At 65.7% G+C, this 23,484-nt stretch carries 19 protein-coding genes, 1 pseudogene and 1 riboswitch; of the genes and pseudogenes, 10 read left to right on the plus strand and 10 right to left on the minus strand.

All coding sequences use genetic code 11. The features are described from left to right. Positions 1-44 precede the first annotated feature (44 nt). Together WCE05_RS04940 and WCE05_RS04945 are read left to right on the plus strand one after the other, a co-directional pair. Positions 45-440 (plus strand): DUF1090 domain-containing protein, encoded by a 396-nt coding sequence (locus WCE05_RS04940; protein WP_225788870.1) that lies wholly within the window; start codon positions 45-47, stop codon positions 438-440. A 132-nt stretch (positions 441-572) separates the two neighbouring features. Continuing rightward, entirely contained in the window at positions 573-968 is a 396-nt protein-coding gene (locus tag WCE05_RS04945) for a DUF1090 domain-containing protein (RefSeq protein WP_225788869.1), read from the plus strand. Positions 969-1,038: 70 nt separating this feature from the next. On the opposite strand, the gene WCE05_RS04950 is transcribed toward WCE05_RS04945, so the two are convergent. Then, positions 1,039-1,482 carry a cytochrome c gene (locus WCE05_RS04950; protein ID WP_253168200.1) on the minus strand — a complete coding sequence of 148 codons (444 nt, stop codon included), beginning with the start codon at positions 1,480-1,482 and terminating at the stop codon, positions 1,039-1,041. Positions 1,483-1,599: 117 nt separating this feature from the next. Here WCE05_RS04950 and WCE05_RS04955 point away from each other — a divergent pair, with 117 nt between their 5' ends. Beyond that, positions 1,600-2,751, plus strand: coding sequence for a murein transglycosylase A (locus WCE05_RS04955; RefSeq protein WP_368815528.1), 1,152 nt, complete (start codon positions 1,600-1,602; stop codon positions 2,749-2,751). Positions 2,752-2,835: 84 nt separating this feature from the next. Here the strand turns inward: WCE05_RS04955 and WCE05_RS04960 are convergent, their stop codons facing one another. Together WCE05_RS04960 and WCE05_RS04965 are read right to left on the minus strand one after the other, a co-directional pair. Further along, positions 2,836-3,222, minus strand: coding sequence for an MAPEG family protein (locus tag WCE05_RS04960; protein WP_225788867.1), 387 nt, complete (start codon positions 3,220-3,222; stop codon positions 2,836-2,838). A 31-nt stretch (positions 3,223-3,253) separates the two neighbouring features. Further along, positions 3,254-4,087 (minus strand): EamA family transporter, encoded by an 834-nt coding sequence (locus tag WCE05_RS04965; RefSeq protein WP_225788866.1) that lies wholly within the window; start codon positions 4,085-4,087, stop codon positions 3,254-3,256. Positions 4,088-4,485: 398 nt separating this feature from the next. Between WCE05_RS04965 and WCE05_RS04970 the strand changes: the two genes are divergently transcribed. Continuing rightward, complete coding sequence (locus WCE05_RS04970; protein ID WP_225788865.1) at positions 4,486-5,724, plus strand: sodium:proton antiporter; 1,239 nt, start codon at positions 4,486-4,488, stop codon at positions 5,722-5,724. A gap of 56 nt (positions 5,725-5,780) precedes the next feature. Here the strand turns inward: WCE05_RS04970 and WCE05_RS04975 are convergent, their stop codons facing one another. Then, positions 5,781-6,182, minus strand: coding sequence for a hotdog domain-containing protein (locus WCE05_RS04975; protein ID WP_317235049.1), 402 nt, complete (start codon positions 6,180-6,182; stop codon positions 5,781-5,783). Between the two features lie 179 nt (positions 6,183-6,361). Then, a riboswitch (S-adenosyl-L-homocysteine riboswitch) is annotated at positions 6,362-6,458 on the plus strand. 21 nt (positions 6,459-6,479) lie between these two features. Here WCE05_RS04975 and ahcY point away from each other — a divergent pair. From ahcY to WCE05_RS04995, 4 genes are all read left to right on the plus strand, one after another. After that, entirely contained in the window at positions 6,480-7,889 is a 1,410-nt protein-coding gene (gene ahcY, locus WCE05_RS04980) for an adenosylhomocysteinase (protein WP_225788864.1), read from the plus strand. A gap of 169 nt (positions 7,890-8,058) precedes the next feature. Beyond that, positions 8,059-8,904 carry a methylenetetrahydrofolate reductase [NAD(P)H] gene (gene metF / locus WCE05_RS04985; RefSeq protein ID WP_225788863.1) on the plus strand — a complete coding sequence of 282 codons (846 nt, stop codon included), beginning with the start codon at positions 8,059-8,061 and terminating at the stop codon, positions 8,902-8,904. Between the two features lie 96 nt (positions 8,905-9,000). Next, a complete protein-coding gene (locus WCE05_RS04990; protein ID WP_253080923.1) occupies positions 9,001-9,789 on the plus strand; it encodes an ABC transporter substrate-binding protein in 789 nt (262 codons plus the stop codon). 219 nt (positions 9,790-10,008) lie between these two features. Next, positions 10,009-11,892: a DEAD/DEAH box helicase gene (locus WCE05_RS04995; protein WP_368815529.1), complete on the plus strand. Its 1,884-nt coding sequence runs from the start codon at positions 10,009-10,011 to the stop codon at positions 11,890-11,892. A 160-nt stretch (positions 11,893-12,052) separates the two neighbouring features. Here WCE05_RS04995 and WCE05_RS05000 read toward each other — a convergent pair whose 3' ends face one another. The 3 genes and pseudogenes from WCE05_RS05000 to WCE05_RS05010 all read right to left on the minus strand — a co-directional run. Further along, the gene (locus tag WCE05_RS05000; protein WP_225788860.1) at positions 12,053-12,628 is read right to left on the minus strand and encodes a YceI family protein; all 576 of its coding nucleotides are present in this window, start codon (positions 12,626-12,628) and stop codon (positions 12,053-12,055) included. Positions 12,629-12,662: 34 nt separating this feature from the next. Continuing rightward, the gene (locus WCE05_RS05005; protein ID WP_225788859.1) at positions 12,663-13,214 is read right to left on the minus strand and encodes a cytochrome b; all 552 of its coding nucleotides are present in this window, start codon (positions 13,212-13,214) and stop codon (positions 12,663-12,665) included. A gap of 264 nt (positions 13,215-13,478) precedes the next feature. Continuing rightward, a pseudogene (locus tag WCE05_RS05010) lies at positions 13,479-14,948 on the minus strand (flavin monoamine oxidase family protein); the annotation flags it as partial. A 223-nt stretch (positions 14,949-15,171) separates the two neighbouring features. Between WCE05_RS05010 and WCE05_RS05015 the strand changes: the two are divergent. Both WCE05_RS05015 and WCE05_RS05020 read left to right on the plus strand, forming a co-directional pair. Next, on the plus strand, positions 15,172-16,578 hold the full coding sequence (locus WCE05_RS05015) for an adenosylmethionine--8-amino-7-oxononanoate transaminase (RefSeq protein WP_225788858.1): 1,407 nt from the start codon (positions 15,172-15,174) through the stop codon (positions 16,576-16,578). Positions 16,579-16,721: 143 nt separating this feature from the next. Then, positions 16,722-17,441 (plus strand): 16S rRNA (uracil(1498)-N(3))-methyltransferase, encoded by a 720-nt coding sequence (locus tag WCE05_RS05020; protein ID WP_225788857.1) that lies wholly within the window; start codon positions 16,722-16,724, stop codon positions 17,439-17,441. On the opposite strand, the gene WCE05_RS05025 is transcribed toward WCE05_RS05020, so the two are convergent. The 3 genes from WCE05_RS05025 to WCE05_RS05035 all read right to left on the minus strand — a co-directional run bounded on the left by WCE05_RS05025 (position 17,438) and on the right by WCE05_RS05035 (position 23,484). Continuing rightward, complete coding sequence (locus WCE05_RS05025; RefSeq protein ID WP_225788856.1) at positions 17,438-18,055, minus strand: hemolysin III family protein; 618 nt, start codon at positions 18,053-18,055, stop codon at positions 17,438-17,440. The genes WCE05_RS05020 and WCE05_RS05025 overlap by 4 nt on opposite strands. A 73-nt stretch (positions 18,056-18,128) precedes the next feature. Next, positions 18,129-18,617, minus strand: a complete 489-nt coding sequence (locus tag WCE05_RS05030; protein WP_225788855.1) for a chemotaxis protein CheW — start codon at positions 18,615-18,617, stop codon at positions 18,129-18,131. Further along, a complete protein-coding gene (locus WCE05_RS05035; protein ID WP_368815530.1) occupies positions 18,610-23,484 on the minus strand; it encodes an Hpt domain-containing protein in 4,875 nt (1,624 codons plus the stop codon). The genes WCE05_RS05030 and WCE05_RS05035 overlap by 8 nt, the downstream gene beginning before the upstream one ends.

A 23,484-nucleotide genomic window follows, 5' to 3' on the forward strand; every position in this document is an offset into this window, starting at 1 on the left:
GCAGCATTTCCTTTTCTGCCGCCCTGCCCCGAATGGAGTCCCCGATGAAACTGCTTTCGTCCCTCGTCCTGTCTGCCCTGTTCGGCCTGACCGCCCATGCCGCGCTGGCCGCCGAGGAGCAGCCAGGCCTGACCGGTTGCGCAGCCAAGCGCCAGGCCATCGCCGAGCAGATCGCCCAGGCACGTACCCACGGCGATGCCGAACAATTGGCCGGCCTGGAAAAAGCCCTGAGCGAAGTCACCGAACATTGCACCGACGCCAGCCTGCGCAAGGAGCGCGAGCAGAAGGTGCTCGAGTCCCGTCATGAGGTCAACCAGCGCACCAAGGACCTGGACAAGGCCATGAAGAAGGGTGACCCGGAGAAGATCAACAAGCGCAAAGAGAAGCTCGCCGAGGCCAAGAAGGAACTGCAGGAAGCCGTGGACGACTTGGAGCGTTGACAGGGGCTTACCTGCTAACCATGTAAGACTTTTCTGAAAAAACAGCCGAAAGATCGCAGCGGGATTCACTGACGAGGAGGATGGGGGCAGTATTTCCCCATCCATCGTCAATTGCCCCGGAAGGAGGCTGTCATGAAGCCGCTTTGTTCATTCGCCCTATTCACCGTGCTCGGCCTGGCATCGGCCTCGCTGCAGGCCGCGCAGCCCGATCCGGGCCTGACCGGTTGCGCGGCCAAGCGCAGCGCCATCGAGAACCAGCTCGAGTACGCCAAAAAGCACGACAACTGGGGCGAGATCCGCGGCCTGGAGAAGGCATTGAAGGAAAACAAGGAACACTGCACCGACGCCGGGCTGCGGGCGGAACGCGAGCAGAAGGTTCGCAAGGCCGAACGCGAAGTGCAGGAGCGCGAGTCCGACCTGAGGGAAGCCCAGGCCAAGGGCGATGCCGACAAGATCAGCAAGCGCGAGAAGAAACTCGCCGAATCCAGGGAGGAACTGGAAGCGGCGAAACGCGAACTGGACAAGTGACCTGACTGGCGGGCCCCGCCGGGCCGCGCTGTCGTATTAGAACCAGCGGCCGGCGGGGCAAGCCCGCCACTCAGTGATTACGAAACTCTGTATGGCAGGCCTTGCACGCGGCCTCCACCTTGTCCATCGGCGATTTCAACCGTGCAGCCTCAAGCGGCTGCGCACGGGTCACGCCAACCAGTTCCCCGGTCACGCCCTCCAATTGCCGCGCCAGCTCATGGAAGCGTGCCTGGCGCTCCCAGACCTGCGGCCGCGCGCTGCTCTGGCCGTCATCCTTGACCTGAGGGAAGTGCTGCCAGGGCGCATGCGCCAAGCCATCGAGCTTCACCGCGCCCGCGGCGAACTTCCCGCCATCGAAGGGCAACCGACCGCGCAGCATGCCGCCCATGTCCTCGCTGGTTTTCAGCATCTCCTTGAAGATGGCCTTGCGCTGGCCCAAGGGTGAGTTAGGATCGACACGGTCGCAGGCCACCAGGGACAGGCTGACCAGCAGCATGGTGAAACATTTGTACATCATGGTCTCACTGGTTCGGGGAACGGGCCGACAGTATCCTCGCCTGCTCGACAAACACCAATACCCTTACGAAAAACAGGGGCAGCCAAGCAGGCTCTCCCTCTCAAGGATTCGACCATGAAATCTGCCTTGCGCCACTTCGCCTGGGCGCTTCCCGCCCTGGCCCTGCTGGCCGGCTGCAACGGCGGCGAAAGCGCCAAGCCTGAACCCCATGCCATCGCCACCTATGCACCCGCGACCTGGAAAGACCTGCCGACCGTCAGCGATAGCGACCTGCTGGCTGGCTTCCAGGCATGGCGCAACGGTTGCGAGAAGCTCAAGCGCGATCCGGTCTGGGCCACCACCTGCGAGGCCGCGCAGCCCCTTGCCCAAGATGCCGCCCAAGTCCGCGCGTTCCTGCAGCAGAACTTCGAGGTCTACGGCCTGCGCTCGGCCGAAAACAGTGCCAATGGCCTGATCACCGGGTACTACGAACCTGTCTACGCCGGCAGCCTCGAACGCACCGACAGCGCCCAGGTACCGGTCTATGGCATCCCGGAAGACATGGTCGTGGTCGACCTGGCCAGCATCTACCCCGAGCTCAAGGGCAAGCGTCTGCGCGGGCGTCTGGAAGGCCGCGTGCTCAAGCCCTACGACACGGCGGAAACGATCTATCGCGATGGCGTCAAGGCGCCGGTGCTGGCCTGGCTGACCGATCCGATGGACCTGCAGTTCCTGCAAATCCAAGGCTCGGGGCGTGTCCAACTGGAGGACGGGCGCCAACTGCGCCTGGGCTACGCCGACCAGAACGGCCATCCGTACCGGCCGATCGGTCGCTGGCTGGTAGAACAGGGCCAGTTGAAGAAAGAAGACGTGACCATGGGCAGCATCCATGCCTGGGCCCAGGCCAACCCGCAACGGGTGCCCGAGCTGCTGGCGAGCAACCCCAGCTATGTGTTCTTCGGCACGCGCCCGGACAGCAACGAAGGGCCACGCGGCTCGCTCAACGTACCGCTGACCGCCGGCTATAGCGTGGCCATCGACCGCAAGGTGATTCCCCTGGGCAGCCTGCTCTGGCTCTCCACCACCCGCCCGGACGGCAGCCCGGTGGTGCGCCCGGTCGGCGCCCAGGACACCGGCGGCGCCATCACCGGCGAGGTACGTGCCGACCTGTTCTGGGGCACAGGCCCGGAGGCCGGCGAACTGGCGGGCAACATGAAGCAGCAGGGGCAGATCTGGCTGTTGTGGCCCAAGGGCAAGCCGTTGCCCGAAGTGCCTAAAGTCCCCTGAATCAGCGCCAAGCGTTTTCGCGGGCAAGCACTGCCATCTCGGGGCGCGAAGCGCCCCCACGTGCAAGCCCGCGAATACGCCTACTCAGATCGAAACGATGAAGAACGTCACGATCAGGGCCACCCCGACGAACCACACAAGGGAGCGCAGGACGGCCAGGTCGGCCAGGTAGCAGATGATGTAGAGCAGCCGGCTGGTGATATAGAGCACCGCCAGCACGTCTTGGGTGACCTGCTCGGCATTGCCGACGATATCGGCCACCAGCACTGCCGCGGCGAACGCGGGAAAGGCTTCGTAGCCGTTCTGCTGGGCGGCATGGGCGCGGCGCGGCAACCCTGAGAGGGTATCTAGGAAGGCACGCGGGTCATGGTTGTCGCGCATGCCGAAACGGCCACTGCTCAGCTTCGCCGTCAAGCCACACAGCGGCGGCAGGATCATCGCGATCAAAATGCACCACAGGGCAACGGTCATGGACAGGACTCCTTGTTCAGAATGATCGGTATCAGAGCTTCATCACCAGCATGCCCGCCAGGACCAGCCCGCAAGCTAGGAGTCTCGGGCCGCCAAAAGGTTCTTTGAGGTAGCGCATGCCCATCAGCACCACCAGGATCACGCTCAGCTCACGTAGCGCCGCCGCCTCGGCCACCGACCCCAGGTGCATGGCCCACAACACCAGGGCGTAGCTCAGCAATACGCATACCCCCACCGCCAGCCCCAGGCGCCACTGGGTACGCCAGAACAGCACGAACGGTGCGCGGCGCGCCACGCAGGCCAGCAACGGGAACGGCCAGGCACTGAGCAGGGTCAGCCAGACCAGGTAGTCCCAGGGCTTGCCCCACAGCCGCACGGCCTGGCCGTCGAACCAGGTGTAGCAGCCGATGCACAGGCCGATCAGCGCCACTACCGGTAACATCGACCAGGGCAAGCGATCGCCACCGCCGCCCTGCCACAGCAGGCAGGCCATGCCGCAGGGGATCAGCAGGATACCGATGATCTGCTGGCTGCTCAGCGACTCGCCGGCGAACGCCAGGGTCAACCCCAGCACCACCAGCGGCGACAAGCCACGCATCAGAGGATAGACCAACCCCAGGTCGCCGACCCGATAGGCCTGGATCAGCAGGAAACGGTACAACTGCTCGGCCAACGCCGAGGCCAGCAGCCAGGGCCAGACCTCGGCCGGCGGCAGCTCGACGAATGCTATCGCCAGCACAGCGAACAACAGTGCCACCGCATCCATGCTGGCGATCACCAGCAGGCGCTCGCCACTGAACTTGATCAGGGTATTCCAAGTCGCGTGCAGCAGGGCCGCGACCAGCACCAGAGAAGTTGCCAACACGCAGAGGGGTTCCTTGCAAAGCATTCGGGCCGTCAATGGCCGGGGCGATCCACACTATATCCGTTTCGCGTGGGGCCTTGGGGCTGCTGCGCAGCCCATTCGCTGGCAAGCCCCACAGGAGTTCGCGTCGATCACACGTCATGTGGTTTTGCAGATCCCTATGGGAGCGGGCTTGCCCACGGACAAGGGCACCAGCCCTTGCCATGCGCCATGGGTCTCAGGGCCAGCCACTCGCGGCCCGCCTCATCCGTGTACGACTCAAGGCCGCATACCCCTCAGACTTGAACGATTCCAACAAAACCGGTCATAAGATGTGTCCCGGCTGCTCCGCCAGATCATCAAAGAACTGCCCGAGCCATTCGGGTAATGACTTGGAAGCCACTGTCACAGGATTCGGGATGCTCGAACTCGTTGCCGCATTTATCTGCCTGACCACCCTCCTCACCTACGTCAACTACCGCTTCATCGGCCTACCGCCAGCCATTGGCGTGATGGTCACCGCGCTGCTGTTCTCCCTGATCATCCAGGGCCTGAGCCTGATCGGCTTCCCTGGCCTGGAAGAACGCGTCGAAGGGCTGATGAACCAGATCGACTTCAACGATCTGCTCATGCACTGGATGCTGGCTTTCCTGCTGTTCGCCGGCGCCCTGCACGTCAACCTGGCCGACCTGCGCAGCTACCGCTGGCCGATCGGCCTGCTGGCCACCGTCGGCGTGCTGATCGCCACCGTGGTGATCGGTTTCCTGGCGCACTGGATCTTCGCCCTGTTCGGCTGGGACGTGCCGCTGATGTACTGCCTGCTGTTCGGTGCGCTGATCTCGCCCACCGACCCGATCGCCGTGCTGGGTGCTCTGCGTACCGCCAACGCCTCCAAACCACTGAAGACCACCATCGTCGGCGAGTCGCTGTTCAACGACGGTACCGCGGTGGTGGTGTTCACCGTACTGCTGGGCATCGTCCAGCTCGGCGAGACGCCAAGCTTCGCCGACACCGCCGTGCTGTTCGCCCGCGAGGCCATCGGCGGCATCGTCTTCGGCGGCCTGATCGGCTACGCCACCTACCGCATGATCAAGAGCGTCGAGCAGTACCAGGTCGAGGTGATGCTGACCCTGGCGCTGGTCATCGGTGGCTCGGCCATGTGCTACGAGCTGCACGTGTCGGCGCCGATCGCCATGGTGGTGGCCGGCCTGATCATTGGCAACCTGGGGCGCAACCTGGCGATGAACGACATGACCCGCCGCTACATGGACGGTTTCTGGGAGTTGATCGACGATATGCTCAACGCCCTGCTGTTCGCCCTGATCGGCCTGGAGCTGTTGCTGCTGCCGTTCAACTGGATGCACCTGGCCGCAGGCGCCGTGCTGGCCGTGGCGGTACTGCTGTCGCGCCTGCTGACCGTGGCGCCGGCGATCGTCCTGCTGCGCCGGTGGCGCAGTGTGCCCAAGGGCACCGTGCGGGTACTGACCTGGGGCGGCCTGCGCGGTGGCGTGTCCGTGGCGCTGGCGCTGTCGCTACCGGCCGGCGCCGAGCGTGACCTGCTGCTGTCGATCACCTACATCGTGGTGCTGTCGTCGATCCTGGTGCAGGGTTTGAGCATCGGCCGCGTTGTACGCGGGGTCAGCGCCCAGCCTGACTAGCTGTACGCTGCAAGAAAAAGCGTGAGTGTGCACGCCCTTCTCTTGCAGCTTGAAGCTCATTCGACCGCGGTATCGGGGAACTGGTCCTGGATGTACTTGATCTCGGTGCGCCCGTGCGCCGCTGGCAGGCCGTCCTCGCCGAGGTTGACGAAGACCATCTTGTCCACCGTCAGGATGCTCTTGCGGGTGATCTTGTTGCGCACTTCGCACTTGAGGGTGATCGAGGTACGACCGAACTCGGTGGCGGTGATGCCCAGCTCGATGATGTCGCCCTGGCGCGAGGCGCTGACGAAGTTGATCTCCGAGATGTACTTGGTCACCACCCGCTGGTTGCCCAGCTGGACGATGGCGTAGATCGCCGCCTCCTCGTCGATCCAGCGCAGCAGGCTGCCGCCGAACAGGGTGCCGTTGGGGTTGAGGTCTTCGGGTTTTACCCACTTGCGGGTGTGGAAATTCATCGGTGCTCCTGACCTGCTTGGCTGACGTGCGGTAATGATGGCAGACCCGCCAGTCACTCTCCATTGAACATCGACTATCGTCGCGATTAATCGACAGAAAACCTTGGGCCTGGGCCTGCGCCGCAGCTATAATCCCAGCCGCTTCACATGACCACCCGCAGAGGGGTCATGCCCGCCACCTGTCCGAGGGGCGCTGCAGCAGGTTCCACCTGTCAGGCTCGGATGGGGCGTTGTCCGCTCCCGCGGACGCTCAACGCACAACGGCGCCCATTCGCACACTACGAATGGAGGCTCTCGATGAGCGCTGTAAACACGCCTGCAGGTTTTTCCGATTTCAAGGTCGCCGATATCTCCCTGGCCGACTGGGGCCGCAAGGAAATCATCATCGCCGAGTCGGAAATGCCCGCGCTGATGGGCCTGCGCCGCAAATACCAGGCCGAGCAACCGCTCAAGGGCGCGAAGATCCTCGGCTGCATCCACATGACCATCCAGACCGCCGTGCTGATCGAGACCCTGATCGCCCTGGGTGCCGAAGTACGCTGGTCGTCCTGCAACATCTTCTCGACCCAGGACCAGGCCGCTGCCGCCATCGCCGCCGCCGGCATCCCAGTGTTCGCCTGGAAGGGTGAGACCGAGCAGGAGTACGAGTGGTGCATCGAGCAGACCATCCTCAAGGATGGCCAGCCATGGGACGCCAACATGGTGCTGGACGACGGCGGTGACCTGACCGAGATCCTGCACAAGAAGTACCCGGCGATGCTGGACAAGATCCACGGCATCACCGAAGAGACCACCACCGGCGTGCACCGCCTGCTGGACATGCTGGCCAAGGGCGAGCTGAAAGTCCCGGCGATCAACGTCAACGACTCGGTCACCAAGAGCAAGAACGACAACAAGTACGGCTGCCGCCACAGCCTCAACGACGCCATCAAACGCGGTACCGACCACCTGCTGTCGGGCAAGCAGGCCCTGGTGATCGGCTACGGCGACGTGGGCAAGGGCTCGGCCCAGTCCCTGCGCCAGGAAGGCATGATCGTCAAGGTCACCGAAGTCGACCCGATCTGCGCCATGCAGGCGTGCATGGACGGTTTCGAAGTCGTGTCGCCGTTCAAGAACGGCATCAACACCGGCACCGAGGACGGCATCAACCGTGACCTGCTGGGCCGCATCGACCTGATCGTCACCACCACCGGTAACGTCAACGTCTGCGACGCCAACATGCTCAAGGCCCTGAAGAAGCGTGCCGTGGTCTGCAACATCGGTCACTTCGACAACGAGATCGACACCGCCTTCATGCGCAAGCACTGGGCCTGGGAAGAGGTCAAGCCGCAGGTGCACAAGATCCACCGCACCGGCGCCGGCACCTTCGACCCGCAGAACGACGACTACCTGATCCTGCTGGCCGAAGGCCGCCTGGTGAACCTGGGCAACGCCACCGGCCACCCGAGCCGCATCATGGACGGCTCGTTCGCCAACCAGGTGCTGGCGCAGATCTTCCTGTTCGGCCAGAAGTTCGCCGAGCTGCCGGCCGCGCAGAAGGCCGAGCGCCTGACCGTGGAAGTGCTGCCCAAGAAGCTCGACGAGGAAGTGGCCCTGGAGATGGTCCGCGGCTTCGGCGGCGTGGTCACCCAATTGACCCCGCAGCAGGCCGAATACATCGGCGTGACCGTCGACGGCCCGTTCAAGCCAGACACCTACCGCTACTAACCAGCGGCAAGCTGTCAGTTGCAAGCGGCAAGAAAAATCAGCGCGTGCCGATGCTTCTTGCAGCTGAATGGACCTTGAACGATGCCCCAGCCAGATCGGCCACCACCGATCTGGCTTTCACTTGCAGCTCGCCGCTTGAAGCTCAAGCCCGCTGCTCGAGGAACGAGTGATGTCACAAGAACGCCGCTACAGTTTCGAGTTCTTCCCCACCAAGACCGAGGCCGGCCATGAAAAACTGATGGGCGTCGCCCGCCAGCTGGCCACCTATAACCCCGATTTCTTCTCCTGCACCTATGGCGCAGGGGGCTCGACCCGCGACCGTACCCTCAACACCGTGCTGCAACTGGAAAGCGAGGCCAAGGTAGCCGCCGCGCCACACCTGTCCTGCGTCGGTGACAGCAAGGACGAACTGCGCACCCTGATCGCCCAGTACAAGGCAGCCGGAATCAAGCGCATCGTCGCCCTGCGTGGCGACCTGCCGTCGGGCATGGGCATGGCCTATGGCGAACTGCGCTACGCCAGCGACCTGGTCGAGTTCATCCGCCAGGAAAGCGGTGACCACTTCCACCTGGAAGTCGCCGCCTACCCCGAGATGCACCCCCAGGCACGCAACTTCGAGGACGACCTGGCCAACTTCGTGCACAAGGTCAAGGCCGGCGCCGACAGCGCCATCACCCAGTACTTCTTCAACGCCGACAGCTATTTCTACTTCGTCGAGCGCGTGCGCAAGCTGGGTGTGGACATTCCGGTGGTACCCGGCATCATGCCGATCACCAACTACAGCAAGCTGGCACGCTTCTCCGATGCCTGCGGCGCCGAGATCCCGCGCTGGATCCGCAAGCAGCTGGAAGCCTACGGGGACGACACCCGCAGCATCCAGGCGTTCGGCGAGGAAGTGATCACCCGCATGTGCGAGCAACTGCTGCAAGGCGGCGCACCCGGGCTGCACTTCTACACCCTGAACCAGGCCGAGCCGAGCCTGGCGATCTGGAACAACCTCAAGCTGCCACGCTAATCCGGCAGGGGCCTGGATGAGCACCGAAAAGGTGCGTCCAGGCCCTGCGCAGCGGCTCTCTGGCCATCGACCGGCGGACGGCGTACCCTGCCCGCCATGCGCCATGTCACCCGCCTCTTCTGCCTCCTGCTGCTCGCCTGCCTGGGCCCGCTGGCCCAGGCCGAGCGGCTGCGCCTGGTCAGCGACGACTGGGCGCCCTATATCTACCGGGACAATGGCCAGCCGCGTGGCATCGATTACGAAGTCAGCAACGAAGTGTTCAAGCGCCTGGGCTTCGACATCGACTGGCAGTTCCTGCCGTGGAAGCGCTGCCTGGCCATGGTCGAGCAGGGCCAGGCCGACGGCGTGATGGACATTTTCCAGCTCGACTCGCGCAGGCCCTACCTGGTCTACCCGGACGAGCCCATGTCGCAGGTCGAGTTCGTGCTGTTCCAGGCCCGTGCCCGGCGTCATGCCGTCGAACGCCTGGAAGACCTCGCCGGCCTGACCGTGGGCACTGCCCCGGGCTACGCCTACAGTGCCGCGTTCAGCGAATCCCCGCTGTTTCGCCGGGAAGCGGCGCCCACCCTCGAGGCGAACTTCGGCAAACTGCTCCTGGGCCGCATCGACCTGCTGGTGACCGACCGCCGTGGCGGGCGCTACCTACGCCGCCAACTGGGGCTCGAGCGGCAGGTCGAGGAACTGCCCCTGGTGATCAGCCGCCACCCGCAGTACCTGGGCCTGGCACGCAAACCAGGCCGCGAGCAACTGGCCCAGGCGTTCGCCGCCGAACTGCGGCGCTTCAAGCTGGAACCGGCCTATGCAGCGATCAACGCACGCTATGACGGCGATGGCGCCGATATTCCTGACACCGTTGAGCAGCAGGAACGCGGCACACCGCGATAGCTCTGTTATACTCGGGCCTTCCCGCCCGGCTCACGCCCGGACGCTCGGCCTCGCAACAGGCATCTCGACCGTCGGCAACGCACCCCCCAGTGCCCGCCCGCCGCTTCCCGGATGCGCAGTGACGCCCTGCTGGACCGGACGCGATCGCATCCTTCCGATGCCCGTCGCGCCAGGCAGATCATCCCATCGGGCCCAGCCCCCACGAGAACAGGATTGCCCATGTCCTTTGCTTCCCTCGGTCTCTCCGAGGCTCTTGTCCGCGCTATCGAGGCTGCGGGCTATACCCAGCCCACTCCGGTGCAACAGCGGGCCATTCCCGCCGTGTTGCAAGGCCGCGACCTGATGGTCGCCGCCCAGACAGGTACTGGCAAAACCGGCGGCTTCGCCTTGCCGATCCTCGAGCGCCTGTTCCCCGGCGGCCACCCCGACAAGTCCCAGCGCCACGGCCCACGCCAGCCACGGGTATTGGTGCTGACACCGACCCGCGAACTGGCCGCCCAGGTGCATGACAGCTTCAAGGTCTATGCCCGTGACCTGCACCTGGTCAGCGCCTGCATCTTCGGCGGCGTCGGCATGAACCCGCAGATCCAGGCCATGGCCAAGGGCGTCGACGTCCTGGTGGCCTGCCCCGGCCGCCTGCTCGACCTGGCCGGCCAAGGCAGCGTCGACCTCGCCCACGTGGAGATCCTGGTCCTCGACGAAGCCGACCGCATGCTCGACATGGGCTTCATCCACGACGTCAAGAAGGTCCTCGCCCGCCTGCCGGCCAAGCGCCAGAACCTGCTGTTCTCGGCCACCTTCTCCAAGGACATCACCGACCTTGCCGACAAGCTGCTGCACAACCCCGAGCGCATCGAGGTCACGCCGCCAAACACCACGGTCGAGCGTATCGAGCAGCGCGTCTACCGCCTGCCTGCCAGCCACAAGCGCGCCCTGCTGGCGCACCTGATCACCCTGGGCGCCTGGGAACAGGTGCTGGTGTTCACCCGCACCAAGCATGGCGCCAACCGCCTGGCCGAGTACCTGGAAAAGCACGGCCTGAGCGCCGCCGCGATCCACGGCAACAAGAGCCAGAACGCCCGCACCAAGGCCCTGGCCGACTTCAAGGCCAACACCGTGCGCGTGCTGGTGGCCACCGATATCGCCGCGCGCGGCCTGGATATCGACCAATTACCCCACGTGGTCAACTTCGAGCTGCCCAACGTCGAGGAAGACTATGTCCACCGCATCGGCCGCACCGGCCGCGCCGGCCGCTCGGGCGAAGCCATCTCGCTGGTGGCGCCAGACGAAGAGAAGCTGCTCAAGAGCATCGAGCGCGTCACTCGGCAGAAGATTCCCGATGGCGACCTGATGGGCTTCGACCCCAGCCAGGTGGAGGCCGAGAAGCCGGAAGTCCGTGAACGTCCGCAGAACAGCGGTCGTGGCGGGCGCAACCAGGCACGCGGCGAAGGCGGCAAGGAAGGCAGCGGCGGGCGCAAGGACAAGGGCAAGGACAAAGGCAAGGCCAAGCAGCAGGCCGCCGAGAAACCCGCCGAGAAGGCCAAGGCCGGCGACAAGCAGCAGAAGCAAGCGCGCAAGCCACGCGACAACAAGAAGCCACGCCAACAGGCTGGCCAGGCGCAGGCCAGCATCCCGCCGATTCCGGCCGATCGTGACCCGGAGGAATTCCTGGATGACGATATCGACAACTTCGGCAACCGTGCCGACTACGTAAGCCCCTACCAGAACGCCAAGAACCAGGGCCGCAACCGTCGCCCCGGTGGCAATGGCGGCAACGCCAACCAGGGCAACGGCCAGCGTAACGCGGGGGGCCAGGGCCGCAATGGCGGTGGTCAGCGCCAGGGCTCCGGCGAAAAGCGTGCCCGCAACAACAACGGTGGCGCGCGCCGTGATGGCAGCGCCGGGCGCAACCGCGCGGGCCGCGATGACTTCTCCCGGCAGGAGCCAGCGGTGCGCAACCCACGCGAACAGCGCGAACAGCAGCAGCCGGTGATCATTCGCAAGGAGTCCAAGCTCGACCGTTACCCAACGCCCGAGCAACTGGATGATCTGCCGAGCCGTCCGCGGGGCGAGCGCCCTGCCCTGCTGACCCGCAATCGCTGACCAGCAAACCGTTGGGGCCGCGACGCGGCCCTATCACGACACAAGGCCGCTCCCACAGGATCCTGCAACGCCACTGCTAAAGTGGTTGATGCAGAAAACCTGGGGGAGCGGCCTTGTGTCGCGATAGGGCTGCGCACAGCAGCCCTAAGGGATCAGCGCGTTACTTCTTCACGCCTTCGATGCTGATGTCCAGGTCCAGGGTCTGGGAGGTTGGGCCCGGGCCCTTGATGCCAAAGTCGTTCAGGTTCAGCGTGGTGGTGGCGTTGAAGCCCGCACGCTCGCCGCCCCATGGGTCCTTGCCTTCACCGTTGAACACGGCCTTGAAGGTGACCGGCTTGGTCACGCCGTGCAGGGTCAGGTCGCCGGTCACGTCGGCGGTCTTGTCACCGGTCGGCTTGACGCTGGTGGAAACGAACTTGGCCTCTGGATACTTCTTCACGTCCAGGAAATCGGCGCTGGCGATGTGCTTGTCACGCTCGGCGTGGTTCGACCACAGGCTGGCGGTCTTCAGGTCCACGTTGATCTTGCTGGCCTCGGGCTTGGCGCTGTCCCAGGTGAACGCACCGTCGAAGTCGCGGAACGTGCCGTGGATGAAGCTGTAGCCCAGGTGGCTGATCTTCCAGTCGACGAACGCGTGCTGGCCTTCCTTGTCGATCTTGTATTCGGCGGCCATGGCCTGGCCGGCGGAGAACAGGGCGGTACCGAGCGCCAGGGCGGCAAAAGTCTTTTTCAACATCCTTACTTCCTTCCTTTGCAATTGAGGTTGAGAGTCAAGCTTTGCGGCCCAGCATGCGGGTCAGGGTCGCGTCACGGTCGATGAAATGGTGCTTGAGGGCTGCCAGGCCATGCAGGATGGCGAAGATCACCAGCCCCCAGGCCAGGTAGAGGTGGATGACCCCGGCAGTGTCCGCCTGGTCGGGCAGATCGCTGAGCAGCGCCGGCACCTCGAACAGGCCGAATACCGGGATACCGACACCGTCGGCGGTGGAGATCAGGTAGCCGGCGATCATCACCGCGAACAGGCCAAGGTACAGTGCCAGGTGCCCCAGCTTGGCGGCCAGCCGGGTGAATGCCCCGTGGTTGGCCGGTGCCGGTGGTGGCGGGCTGACGAAGCGCCAGAGCACGCGCAGCAGCATCACCGCCAGCAGTATCAGGCCGATGCTCTTGTGCAGGTCGGGCGCCGACTTGCGCCATGGGCTGTAGTAGTCGAGGCCGACCATCCACAGGCCCAGGCCGAACAGGCCGAAGACCGCCAGGGCTACGCCCCAGTGCAGGACGATGCTGACCAGGCCATAGCGAGAAGGTGAGTTGCGCAGTTGCATGTTGGCATGTTCCCCGTGAAAGCTACGCACAGACTAGCGCGAAACGTATCGAATAAAAGCGGAAAAACTTGCTTCGGATTATCGATAAATCCGATATGTAGTGTGCGAGCTTCCTATTAAGGAAACATTAACGGTAGACGGGAGATGAGGTGTTGTCGCAAGGGAGCGCACTTGGGGCTGCCTTGCAGCCCCAGCTGTTACGTCGAATCAGCCCGCCTCGGGCGCTGCCTTGATGGGGGCTTCCTTGGGCTGCGGCTTGTCGTCGCCACCGAACAGGCGCGAGAAGAAGCCGGCTGGCTTGTCCTTGCCGACGGCAGGCGCCGCAGCCACCGGCTTGGCCTTGGCCGGATCGAACGACTTACCGGCCGCCAGGTCCTGCACCTGGCTGGCCGCCCGCTGGCCACTGCGCAGGGCGCCTTCGAGGGTGCCCGGGTACAGGGCATCGGTGTGCTCGCCGGCAAAGGCGATACGCTGCACCGGGCGCTCCCACAGGCGCCAGTACTTGCTGATCTGCCCTGGCCCGTAGGCCAGGTACGCGCCGCCCATGCCGGCCTGGGTGCTGTAGCGGCGCACTTCATAGCCGGTGAACGCACCACGGGCCTGCGGGTAGAAGGCGTGCAGACGAATCAGGACCTGGTCGACCATCTGCTTGTCGCCGAACGCCTGCAACAGGCGCGCATTGTCGCCGGACAGGTTGATCACCACGTTGGCCCCGCCCTTGAGCGCCGGCTCGATCCACAACATGCCCAGGCCGGCGTTGCTGAAGATCTCGCCAGACATGCGCGCACGGCTTTCCCATACCGGCTGCTTGAACTTGAGCATCATCTGGTCGCGCCAGCCGTAGTTGGTCCCCTTGAGGGCCGCCAGGTGCTGGCTGTCCAGCCCCGGGGTCATCTGGATCTTCGCCAGCGCACGCAGCGGCACGGCCATGACCAGGTAATCGGCCTGGTAGCCGACATCGCCGACCTTGACCATGATGCCGTTCTTGTCCTGGACGATGGCGGTCACCGGCGAGCTGGTCTTGATGGTCTTGAGCTGCTTGACGAACGCCTGGGCCAGCACCGGGCTGCCGCCTGGCAGGCGCGCGGCGCGCAGGTCTCGGTCGCTGACGCCACGGTAGACACGGGTCTGCTGGGCGTAATAGAGCAGCGACAGGCGCGAGGGCTCGTCGTAGCGGGTGCGAATCTGCTGGTTGATCAGTTGGCGCGCAGTGGTCGGCAACTGCAGCTTGTCCAGCCAGGTGGAGACGTTCATCTGGTCGAGGGCGAACAGCGTGCTGTTGGCCGCCGGGTTCAGCGGATCGTCGATCGAACGGGCCAGGTCGTCGAGGGTCTTCTCGTAGCGCTTGAGCGCTTCGGCAGTGACTGGCTGCTTGGTGGCCAGGTCGGCGGCGCTGAAGTATTCGCCGTCGATCAGGTAGCCGGGGGTGCGCACGAACTCCGGCGCCGGCAGTGTTTCAAGCTTGAAACGCTCCAGATACTGATTGAGCACCGGCTGAGCCTTGCTGTTGCCGATCCATTCGCTGGTGGCCAGGCCCGAGCGTCCTCCCATGCCGGACTTGGCCTCCAGCAGGGTGACCTGCCAGCCCTTGTTCTGCAGTTCGTAGGCTGCGGTCAGGCCCGCCAGGCCGCCACCCACCACGATCGCCGACGGTGTCTTGTCCTTTGCCAGCGCGGCACCGCTGGACACACCGATCAATATCAACGCGCACAGGCGCACCCAAGCAGCAGCCATTTTGGCGAACTCCGGATCAGAGATGACGAAAAAAGGGGGGAAACGAGCCCCCAGGGGGTGATGCGTTAAGAATACGTCAGGTATGCGAACCTCGCCAGCACAGCGCCATCAAGTGCCTAGCAGCACTGGATTTTTTGTTTCAGTCAGCACTGCGGTTGTCCCGTCCGCCGGCTTTGCTTAGGCTTACCGGTTCATACACGCCGCGTCGCCAGGAGAAGTGCCCATGGGCCTGAACAACGAGTGGATGCAACGCGACCTCAAGGTCCTGTGGCACCCCTGCACCCAGATGAAAGACCACGAGCACCTGCCGCTGATCCCCATCCGCCGTGGCGAGGGCGTGTGGCTGGAAGACTTCGAGGGCAAGCGCTACCTGGACGCCGTCAGCTCCTGGTGGGTCAACGTGTTCGGCCATGCCAACCCACGCATCAACCAGCGCATCAAGGACCAGGTCGACCAGCTCGAGCATGTGATCCTGGCCGGTTTCAGCCACCAGCCGGTGATCGAGCTGTCCGAACGCCTGGTGGCCATGACCCCGGCCGGGCTGGAGCGGGTGTTCTATGCCGACAACGGCTCGTCGTGCATCGAAGTGGCGCTGAAGATGAGCTTCCACTATTGGCAGAACAAGGGCCAGCCCGACAAGAAGCGCTTCGTCACCCTGAGCAACAGCTACCACGGCGAGACCATCGCCGCCATGTCGGTGGGCGACGTGCCGCTGTTCACCGAAACCTACAAGGCACTGCTGCTCGACACCATCAAGGTCCCGAGCCCCGACTGCTACCTGCGCCCAAAGGGCATGGGCTGGGAAGAGCATTCCCGGAACATGTTCGCCGCCATGGAGCAGACCCTGGCCGAACACCACGCCAGCATCGCCGCGGTGATCGTCGAGCCGCTGATCCAGGGGGCCGGTGGCATGCGCATGTACCATCCGGTGTACCTCAAGCTGCTGCGCGAGGCCTGCGACCGCTATGGCGTGCACCTGATCCATGACGAGATCGCCGTGGGCTTCGGCCGCACCGGGACGATGTTCGCCTGCGAACAGGCCGGCATCCGCCCGGACTTCCTGTGCCTGTCCAAGGCGCTGACCGGCGGCTACCTGCCACTGGCCGCCTGCCTGACCACCGACGAGGTGTACCAGGCCTTCTACGACGACTACCCGACCCTGCGCGCCTTCCTCCATTCGCACAGCTACACCGGCAACCCGCTGGCCTGCGCAGCGGCCCTGGCGACCCTGGACATCTTCGAGCAGGACCAGGTGATCGAGGCCAACAAAGCCCTGTCCGCGCGCATGGCCAGCGCCACCGCGCACCTGGCCGACCACCCGCACGTGGCCGAAGTGCGCCAGACCGGCATGGCCCTGGCCATCGAGATGGTCCAGGACAAGGCCGGCAAGGTCGCCTACCCCTGGCAGGAACGGCGTGGCCTGAAGGTCTTCGAGCATGCCCTGACCCGTGGTGCCCTGTTGCGCCCGCTGGGCAGCGTGGTGTATTTCCTGCCGCCGTACGTGATCACCCCGGAACAGATCGACTTCCTGGCCGAAGTGGCCAGCGAAGGCATCGACATCGCCACCCGCGACAGCGTCAGCGTGACGGTGCCGAAGGACTTCCACCCCGATTTCCGCGATCCGGGTTGACCACAAGCATCGCGCATTCCCCTGTGGGAGCGGGCTTGCCCGCGAATGCGCCAGCCAGCACGGCCCCGTTGCCTGATCGGACGCATTCGCGGGCAAGCCCGCTCCCACACGGAATGCGTCACCACTTTACTGTCGAGCCCTTCATGAGACTGTCCCGCTTCTTCATCGATGCCCCCCTGGGCCTCGGCGAGCACGAACTCCCCGAGGCCCAGGCCCACTACATTGGCCGCGTGCTGCGCATGGCCCCCGGTGACGCCGTGCAACTGTTCGACGGCAGCGGCCAGGAATACCGTGGCCAGTTGCTCGAAGTCGGCAAGAAGACCGTGCGCGTCGCCCTCGACCAGGCCCTGCCCGGCCAGGCCGAATCGCCGCTGCGCATTCACCTGGGCCAGGGCCTGTCCCGTGGCGAACGGATGGACTGGGCGATCCAGAAAGCCACCGAACTGGGCGCCACTGAAATCACCCCGATCGTCAGCGAACGCTGCGAGGTGCGCCTGAAGGACGAACGCGCCGACAAACGACTGGCCCATTGGCGCCAGGTAGCGATCAGCGCCTGCGAGCAATGCGGCCGCTCGACCCTGCCGGTGATCCACCCGCCGGTGGCCATGGCCGAATGGCTCAAGGCGAGCGACGCGGACCTCAAGCTGGTCCTGCACCCGGTGGCCGAGCCCTTGACCCGCCATGCCAAACCTGCGCGCCTGGCCTTCCTGATCGGCCCGGAAGGCGGCTTGAGCGATACCGAGGTCGAGCAGGCCAAGGCCGCCGGTTTCCACGCCGCCCGCCTCGGCCCACGTGTGCTGCGCACCGAGACCGCGCCGGTGGTGGCGTTGTCGGTGGCGCAGCAGTTGTGGGGCGACTTTTAACGCACGTAGAAGAACACGGCGATGAAGTGCAACAGGCTGCCGGCGATGACGAACAGGTGCCAGATGCCATGCCAGTGGCGAAAGCGGCTGTCGAAGGCGAAGAAGATGATGCCGATGGTATAGAACGCCCCGCCGGCCGCCAGCCAGGCGAAGCCGGCGGCTCCCAGGCTGTACAGCAGGGGCTTGACCGCCACCAGGACGATCCAGCCCATCACCGCGTAGATGATGATCGACAGCACCCGCGCCTCCGAGCGCGGCTTGATCTCCTGCAGCATGCCGACCACGGCCAGGCCCCAGACCACGCCGAACAGGCTCCAGCCCCAGGGCCCGCGCAGGCTGACCAGGCAGAACGGCGTATAGCTGCCGGCGATCAGCAGGTAGATCGACAGGTGGTCGAGCTTGCGCATGATCACCTTCGCCCGCCCGCGGGTGCTGTGGTAGAGGGTGGAGATGCTGTAGAGCAGCAGCAGAGTGGCGCCGTAGATGGAGAAACTGACGATCTTCCAGGGGTCGCCCTGCAGCCCGGCCACGACGATCAGCCAGATGGCACCGATGCAGGCCAGCACGGCACCGACCAGGTGCGTCCAGGCGTTGAAACGTTCACCGTGATACATGCAAGCACAGACCTCTGCAGTCGACGCGGGTTCCTAGGGGCAGCTGCAAGCTACAAGAAAAAGCAGGCAGCGATCAGCTTGAAGCTTGCGGCTTGAGGCTTGAAGCTGGGGAGGCTTCGCGGACTAGCCGCTCGAGACCCGCCAGGTCCGGTACCCGCGCGACCTGCTCGCCGACCTGCACGGCCGCCAGTTCCAGGCTGGCCAAGGGCACGTCCACATAGTTGAGCTGGCTGTCGAGCTTGCATGAGCGGGGGATGTCCTGCAGCAGCAGCGCCAGATAGCGTAGCCCGGTGTCGCCCAGGGCGTTGAGCACAACGACGCGCGAGCGCTCCCCGCAGGCAGTCTCGCCGCCACAGGCGGCCTCGAAGCCGATCAGCGGCAAGCGCTGCTGGCGCCAGTCGATCCAGCCCAGGTGCCAAGCCGGGTTGCCCGGGCGGCAGGCGAAGGCACGCTGGCCGATCAGCTCGGCCACGGCGACGTTGGGCAGCACCAGGGTGCGGTCGCCCAAAGGCAGCAGCAGGCCCGTCAGGCTGCTGCGCTGGCCGGCGATATGTTCAAGCATGAGGCTGGCTCCAGTGGGCGATGCTCTGCAGCAGGACCGACTCCTGGTAGGGCTTGCCCAGGTATTCGTTGACCCCGATGGCCATGGCCCGGTCGCGGTGCTTCTGGCCGGTACGGGACGTGATCATGATGATCGGCAGATCCTTCAGGCGGGTGTCACGACGCACTCGGGTGGCCACCTCGAAGCCGTCCATGCGTGGCATCTCGATGTCCAGCAGCAGCACGTCCGGGCGATGCGCCTCAAGCTGAGCCATGGCATCGACACCGTCCTTGGCGGTCAGCACGCTCATGCCGTGGCGCTCCAGCAGACGGCTGGTGACCTTGCGCACGGTCACCGAGTCGTCCACCACCATCACCAGCAAGCGCCGCCGTGGCGCCGGGCCGAACAGCGGGCGCGGCCCACCCTGGCCGCCCGGCAGGCGGGCCAGGCGGCGCTGCTGGCCCCGTAGCTGGCCGAGCAGGTCGAGGATCAGCACCACCCGGCCATCGCCCAGCAAGGTCGCCCCCGACAGCCCCGGTACCGCGGCGAACTGCGGCCCCAGGCTCTTGACCACGATCTCGCGGCTCGGCGACAGGCTGTCGGCCTGGATCGCGTACGACTGCGCCTGGGCATGCAGCAGCAGGACCGGCAGCGGCACGCTCTGCCCCAGCAGGCTGGGCTGGGCCGTCCCCTGCAGCAATTCGCCGAGGTAACGCAATTCGTATGCATGGCCGGCGTAGGTGTAGCGCGGCGGGTCCAACTGGTAGCAAGCCTCCAGCTCAGCGGGCGGCACACGCACGATGCCTTCGATGGTGTTGAGCGGGATGGCGTACTGCTCCTCGCCCAGGTGCACCATCAAGGCCCGGTTCACCGACACGGTGAACGGCAGGCGGATCAAAAAGCGCGCGCCCTTGCCAGGGCTGGACTCGATGCTCATCGAGCCGCCCAGTTGCTTGACCTCTTCGTGCACCACGTCCATCCCCAGGCCGCGCCCGGAGATCTGGGTGATCTTCTCGGCGGTGGAGAAACCGGGGCGCAGGATGAACTGCAGGATCTCGTGGTCGCTGAGCTGTGCCCGGGGTGACAGCAGGCCACGCTTGATCGCCTTGTTGCGCACCGCCTCCAGGGGCACGCCAGCACCGTCGTCGCTCATCTCGATGACGATGTCGGCGCCTTCGTGAAGCAGGTTGAGGTGGATGGTCCCAAGCTCCGGCTTGCCGGCGGCCAGGCGCACCTCGCGGGCTTCCAGGCCGTGATCGACGGCGTTGCGCAGCATATGCTCCAGGGGCGCCACCATGCGTTCGAGGACACTGCGGTCCAGTTCGCCCTCGGCATTGCCGACCACCAGCTCGACCTGCTTGCCCAGCTCGCTGGCCACCTGCCGGACCACCCGCTGCAAGCGCGGCACCAGGCGCTCGAAAGGCACCATCAAGGTGGCCGTCAGGCCTTCCTGCAGCTGGCTGTTGACCCGTGCCTGCTGCAACAGCAGGCTGTGCGTCTCCTGGGCGCGCTGGGCCAGGGTTTCCTTGAGGTCGAGCAAGTCCGAGGCCGATTCGAACAAGGCCCGGGACAACTGCTGCAACTGGGAGTGGCGGTCCATTTCCAAGGGGTCGAAGTCGTCGTAGGCATCGCCCTCGGGCTGGTAGCGGCTGGACATGCGCCCCTGGGTCTCGATGTCCAGGCGCAGCAACTGGTCGCGCATGCGCTCCAGGGTGGTCTCCATCTCGTTGAGGGCGAATTGGGCATCGTTGATCTGTTGCTCGATGCGCCCCCGAATCACCGAATGCTCGCTGGCCAGGTTGCCCAGGTCATCGAGCAGCTCGGCATCGACCTTGACCATGTCGCCCGCCGGGCGCTCGGGGGCGGCGGCAGGCGCCTCGGCAGGCGCCGCCTCGGCCTGGGCGGCCACGCTGTCGGCCAGGGCGGCGCTGCTGAAATTGCGGATGTAGTCGATCAACGCCGTGGCGGCATGCAGCGGCTGGCCGAGGCGAACCGCATCGAGCATGTGCGCCAGGCGATCGTGGCAATTCTGCAGCAGGGCGAACAAGGCCGGGCTGGGCGGCAGGCGTCCGGCTGCCAGCAGCTCGTAGAGAAACTCCAGTTCGTGGGCCAGGTCGCCGATGGCCGCGATCTCGACCATCCGCGCCCCGCCCTTGAGGGTGTGCAGGTCGCGCAGCAGGTTCTCGATCTCGACGCTGCTGCGCGGGTCGGCCTGCCAGCGTTCCAATGCGGCGGCAGCGCTTTCGACGATGTCCGAGCTTTCTTCGAGGAAGACTTCCAGCAGTTCGTTGTCGCCCGGGCTGTCTGTCTCTTGCGCTACAGGCCCGGGTGAGGCCAGCGGTGTCACCGCATCTTGGCCCACCAGGCCCGTGGCACCTGGCTCGAGGGCGTCGTCCAGCAGCCCACGCAAGGCGGCAAGGCACTCCGGACGGGCGGTCGCCTCCTGGCCGGCGGCAATCTCGTCGAGCATGTCGATCAAGGCTTCATGGGCCTGCTGAGCTTGGGCGAAGAAGCGCGCACTGGCCGCCAGGCTACCCTCTTCCACCGCACCGTACAGGTCGAGCAAGGCCTCGCAGAGTTCATCCACCTGCCACAGGTCCGCCAGATGGGCAGCGTGGCCAAGGGTGGTCAGTTCGTCGAGCAAGGCATCCAGTTCCTGGCGCTCGCCGGGATGCTCCTGCCAGCACGACAGCAACGATTCGGCATCGAGCAGGATGTCCATGCCCTGGGCCAGGAAGCGGGCGATCAACTGGGGATCGCGCTTGACCCTGCGCGTGTGCAGAGGCTCGTCCTGCAGGACCGCCAGGCGCGCATCCACCGCCTCGCCGACCTGCTCGATCAGCTCCACCGCACCGGGGATGGCCGCCAGCGGCGCGCTGTCCAGCTGGGCCAGGCCCACGTGGAACAATGAGCGGGCCGCCTCCAGCCATTCGAGCTCCGCGACCTGCAAGCGCAACTGGTGCCCCTTGTATTCGCGCACCAGGCGGTCGAAGGCAGTGGCCAGTTCAGCGATCGGCATGACGCCGGCCATGGCGGCGCTGCCCTTGAGCGTGTGCAAGGCGCGCTGCAGGCTGTCGCTGACCGGCGCCCCCTGCCCGTCGGCCGCCTGCAGGAAGGCTTCGAGGCGGCCGAGGTGGCCCAGCGCCTCGTTGCGGAAGATCTCCAGCAGTTGCGGATCGAACCCCTCGACCTCGCTGGCCACAGGCGCATCGTTCATCGCCAGCGCGTGCAGGTGGCCGGCCAGTTGCTCGACCTCCTCCAGCGGCGGCAACTGGCCGACCGCAAAATCGGCGAGCAGGTCGGGCAGGCGCACGAACACCTGCTGCAAGGCCACTACCCCTTCGGCACCCAGCGCGATGCGCCCCTCCAGTACGCGGTTGAGCAGATGCTCGGCGCCCCAGGCCAGCTCCGCGACAGCCTCGGCATGGACCATCCGCCCGCTGCCCTTGAGGGTGTGCAGCGCACGGCGTACCTCGACCAGGGCATCGTGCAGGCGATTGTCCGCTCGCCAGCGCAGCCAGTGGCGCTCGACCTCCGGGAGCAGCTCGCCGGCTTCCTCGAGAAACACCTGGCGCAGTTCGTCGTCGATCGCCTCGGCCTCGGCGCTCGCCTGCTGTTGCCGGCACGGCACGCCCAACGCCGCCAGGCTGACACAGGCCATGTCGATGAAGGGCTGGCCATCGGCCAAGGGGTCGGCCACCTGCCATTGCAGGTAGCACTCACCGGCGCTGAGGGCCTCGGCCAGGTGGTTCAGCTCGTCCGCCGGCGGTTCTTCGTCCAGGTGCGACAGCCAGCCCTGCACATAGCCGGCACAAGCGCCGAATACCTCGGCGGCGGCCGGCAGCATCAGCATCGCCAGCGCCCCCCGCACTTGCTGCAACAGGCCCGGCAAGGGTTGCAGGCGCTGGCGCGGCCAACCGGACTCGAGGCAGTCGCCGATCAGGTCCTTGGCCTGCTGCAACACCGCCAACGACTCGTTCAGCACCAATTGGCGGATCTGCGCCAGGTCCGCCCCGGGCAGCCCTGCCTGGCCGGCCTCCTCCAGCGGGCCGATCATGCCATTGAGGGTCGCCTCCACGTACAACAGGGCGCCGGCCATATCCATCAATACCGCGTCGTCCGCTGCCCGCTCGCCCTGGGCCAGGGCCTGCAGGGCCAGCACCTGGTCGACGATCACCCGCCGCGGCTGCTGGAATCCCAGTACGGCCAGGGTGTCGGCGACCTGGCGCAGCGGTGCCAACAGCGCTTCGAGCTGCTCGCTCTGCTGGCGGTCGCCCCGCACGAACTGGTCCAGGCGCTCCTTGATGCGCACCAGATCGTCACACAGCGCCATCACCACCGAGCGCAGGGCATCGCGGCCCTGGCCGGCCTGCAGCTGTTCGCGCCAGTTGCCCAGGGACAAGTCGAGGTTGGCCAGGTCGGCGGCACCCGCCAGGCGCTGCGCCGCATCGCCCACCAGGCAGCCCTGGGACAATGGGTCGGCACCGCGGCAGCCGCGCAGCTGGTTCAGCAGCGGCAGCATCACCAGCGGCAGGTCGTGACGGGCGCTGCGCAAACGCTCCAGGTACGGCGGAAGCTGCTCCAGGCCACGGAACAGTGCCCCCAGGCAGTCGCCACGGGGGCTGACCTGGCCGTCGGCCATGGCCCGCCCGAGCAGTTCCAGTTCCTCGGCCAGGCGCGCCGCGCCGCGCAGTTCGAGCATGCGCAGACAACCCTGCACCTGGTGCAGGTTGTCGACGAAGAAGGCCAGCACCGCCGGGTCTTCCGGCTCGCTGGCAAAGCGCTCCAGCGCCTGGCGCGCCTGCCCCAAGCAATCGAGGATGGGCGCCTTGGCCCAGGCCAGGGCAACCGTGTCGTGACGTTCGGGGCTCACTGCTGCAGCGACCAT

It is taken from the genome of Pseudomonas sp. I2, assembly GCF_040984075.1.
Lineage (GTDB): Bacteria > Pseudomonadota > Gammaproteobacteria > Pseudomonadales > Pseudomonadaceae > Aquipseudomonas > Aquipseudomonas guariconensis_B.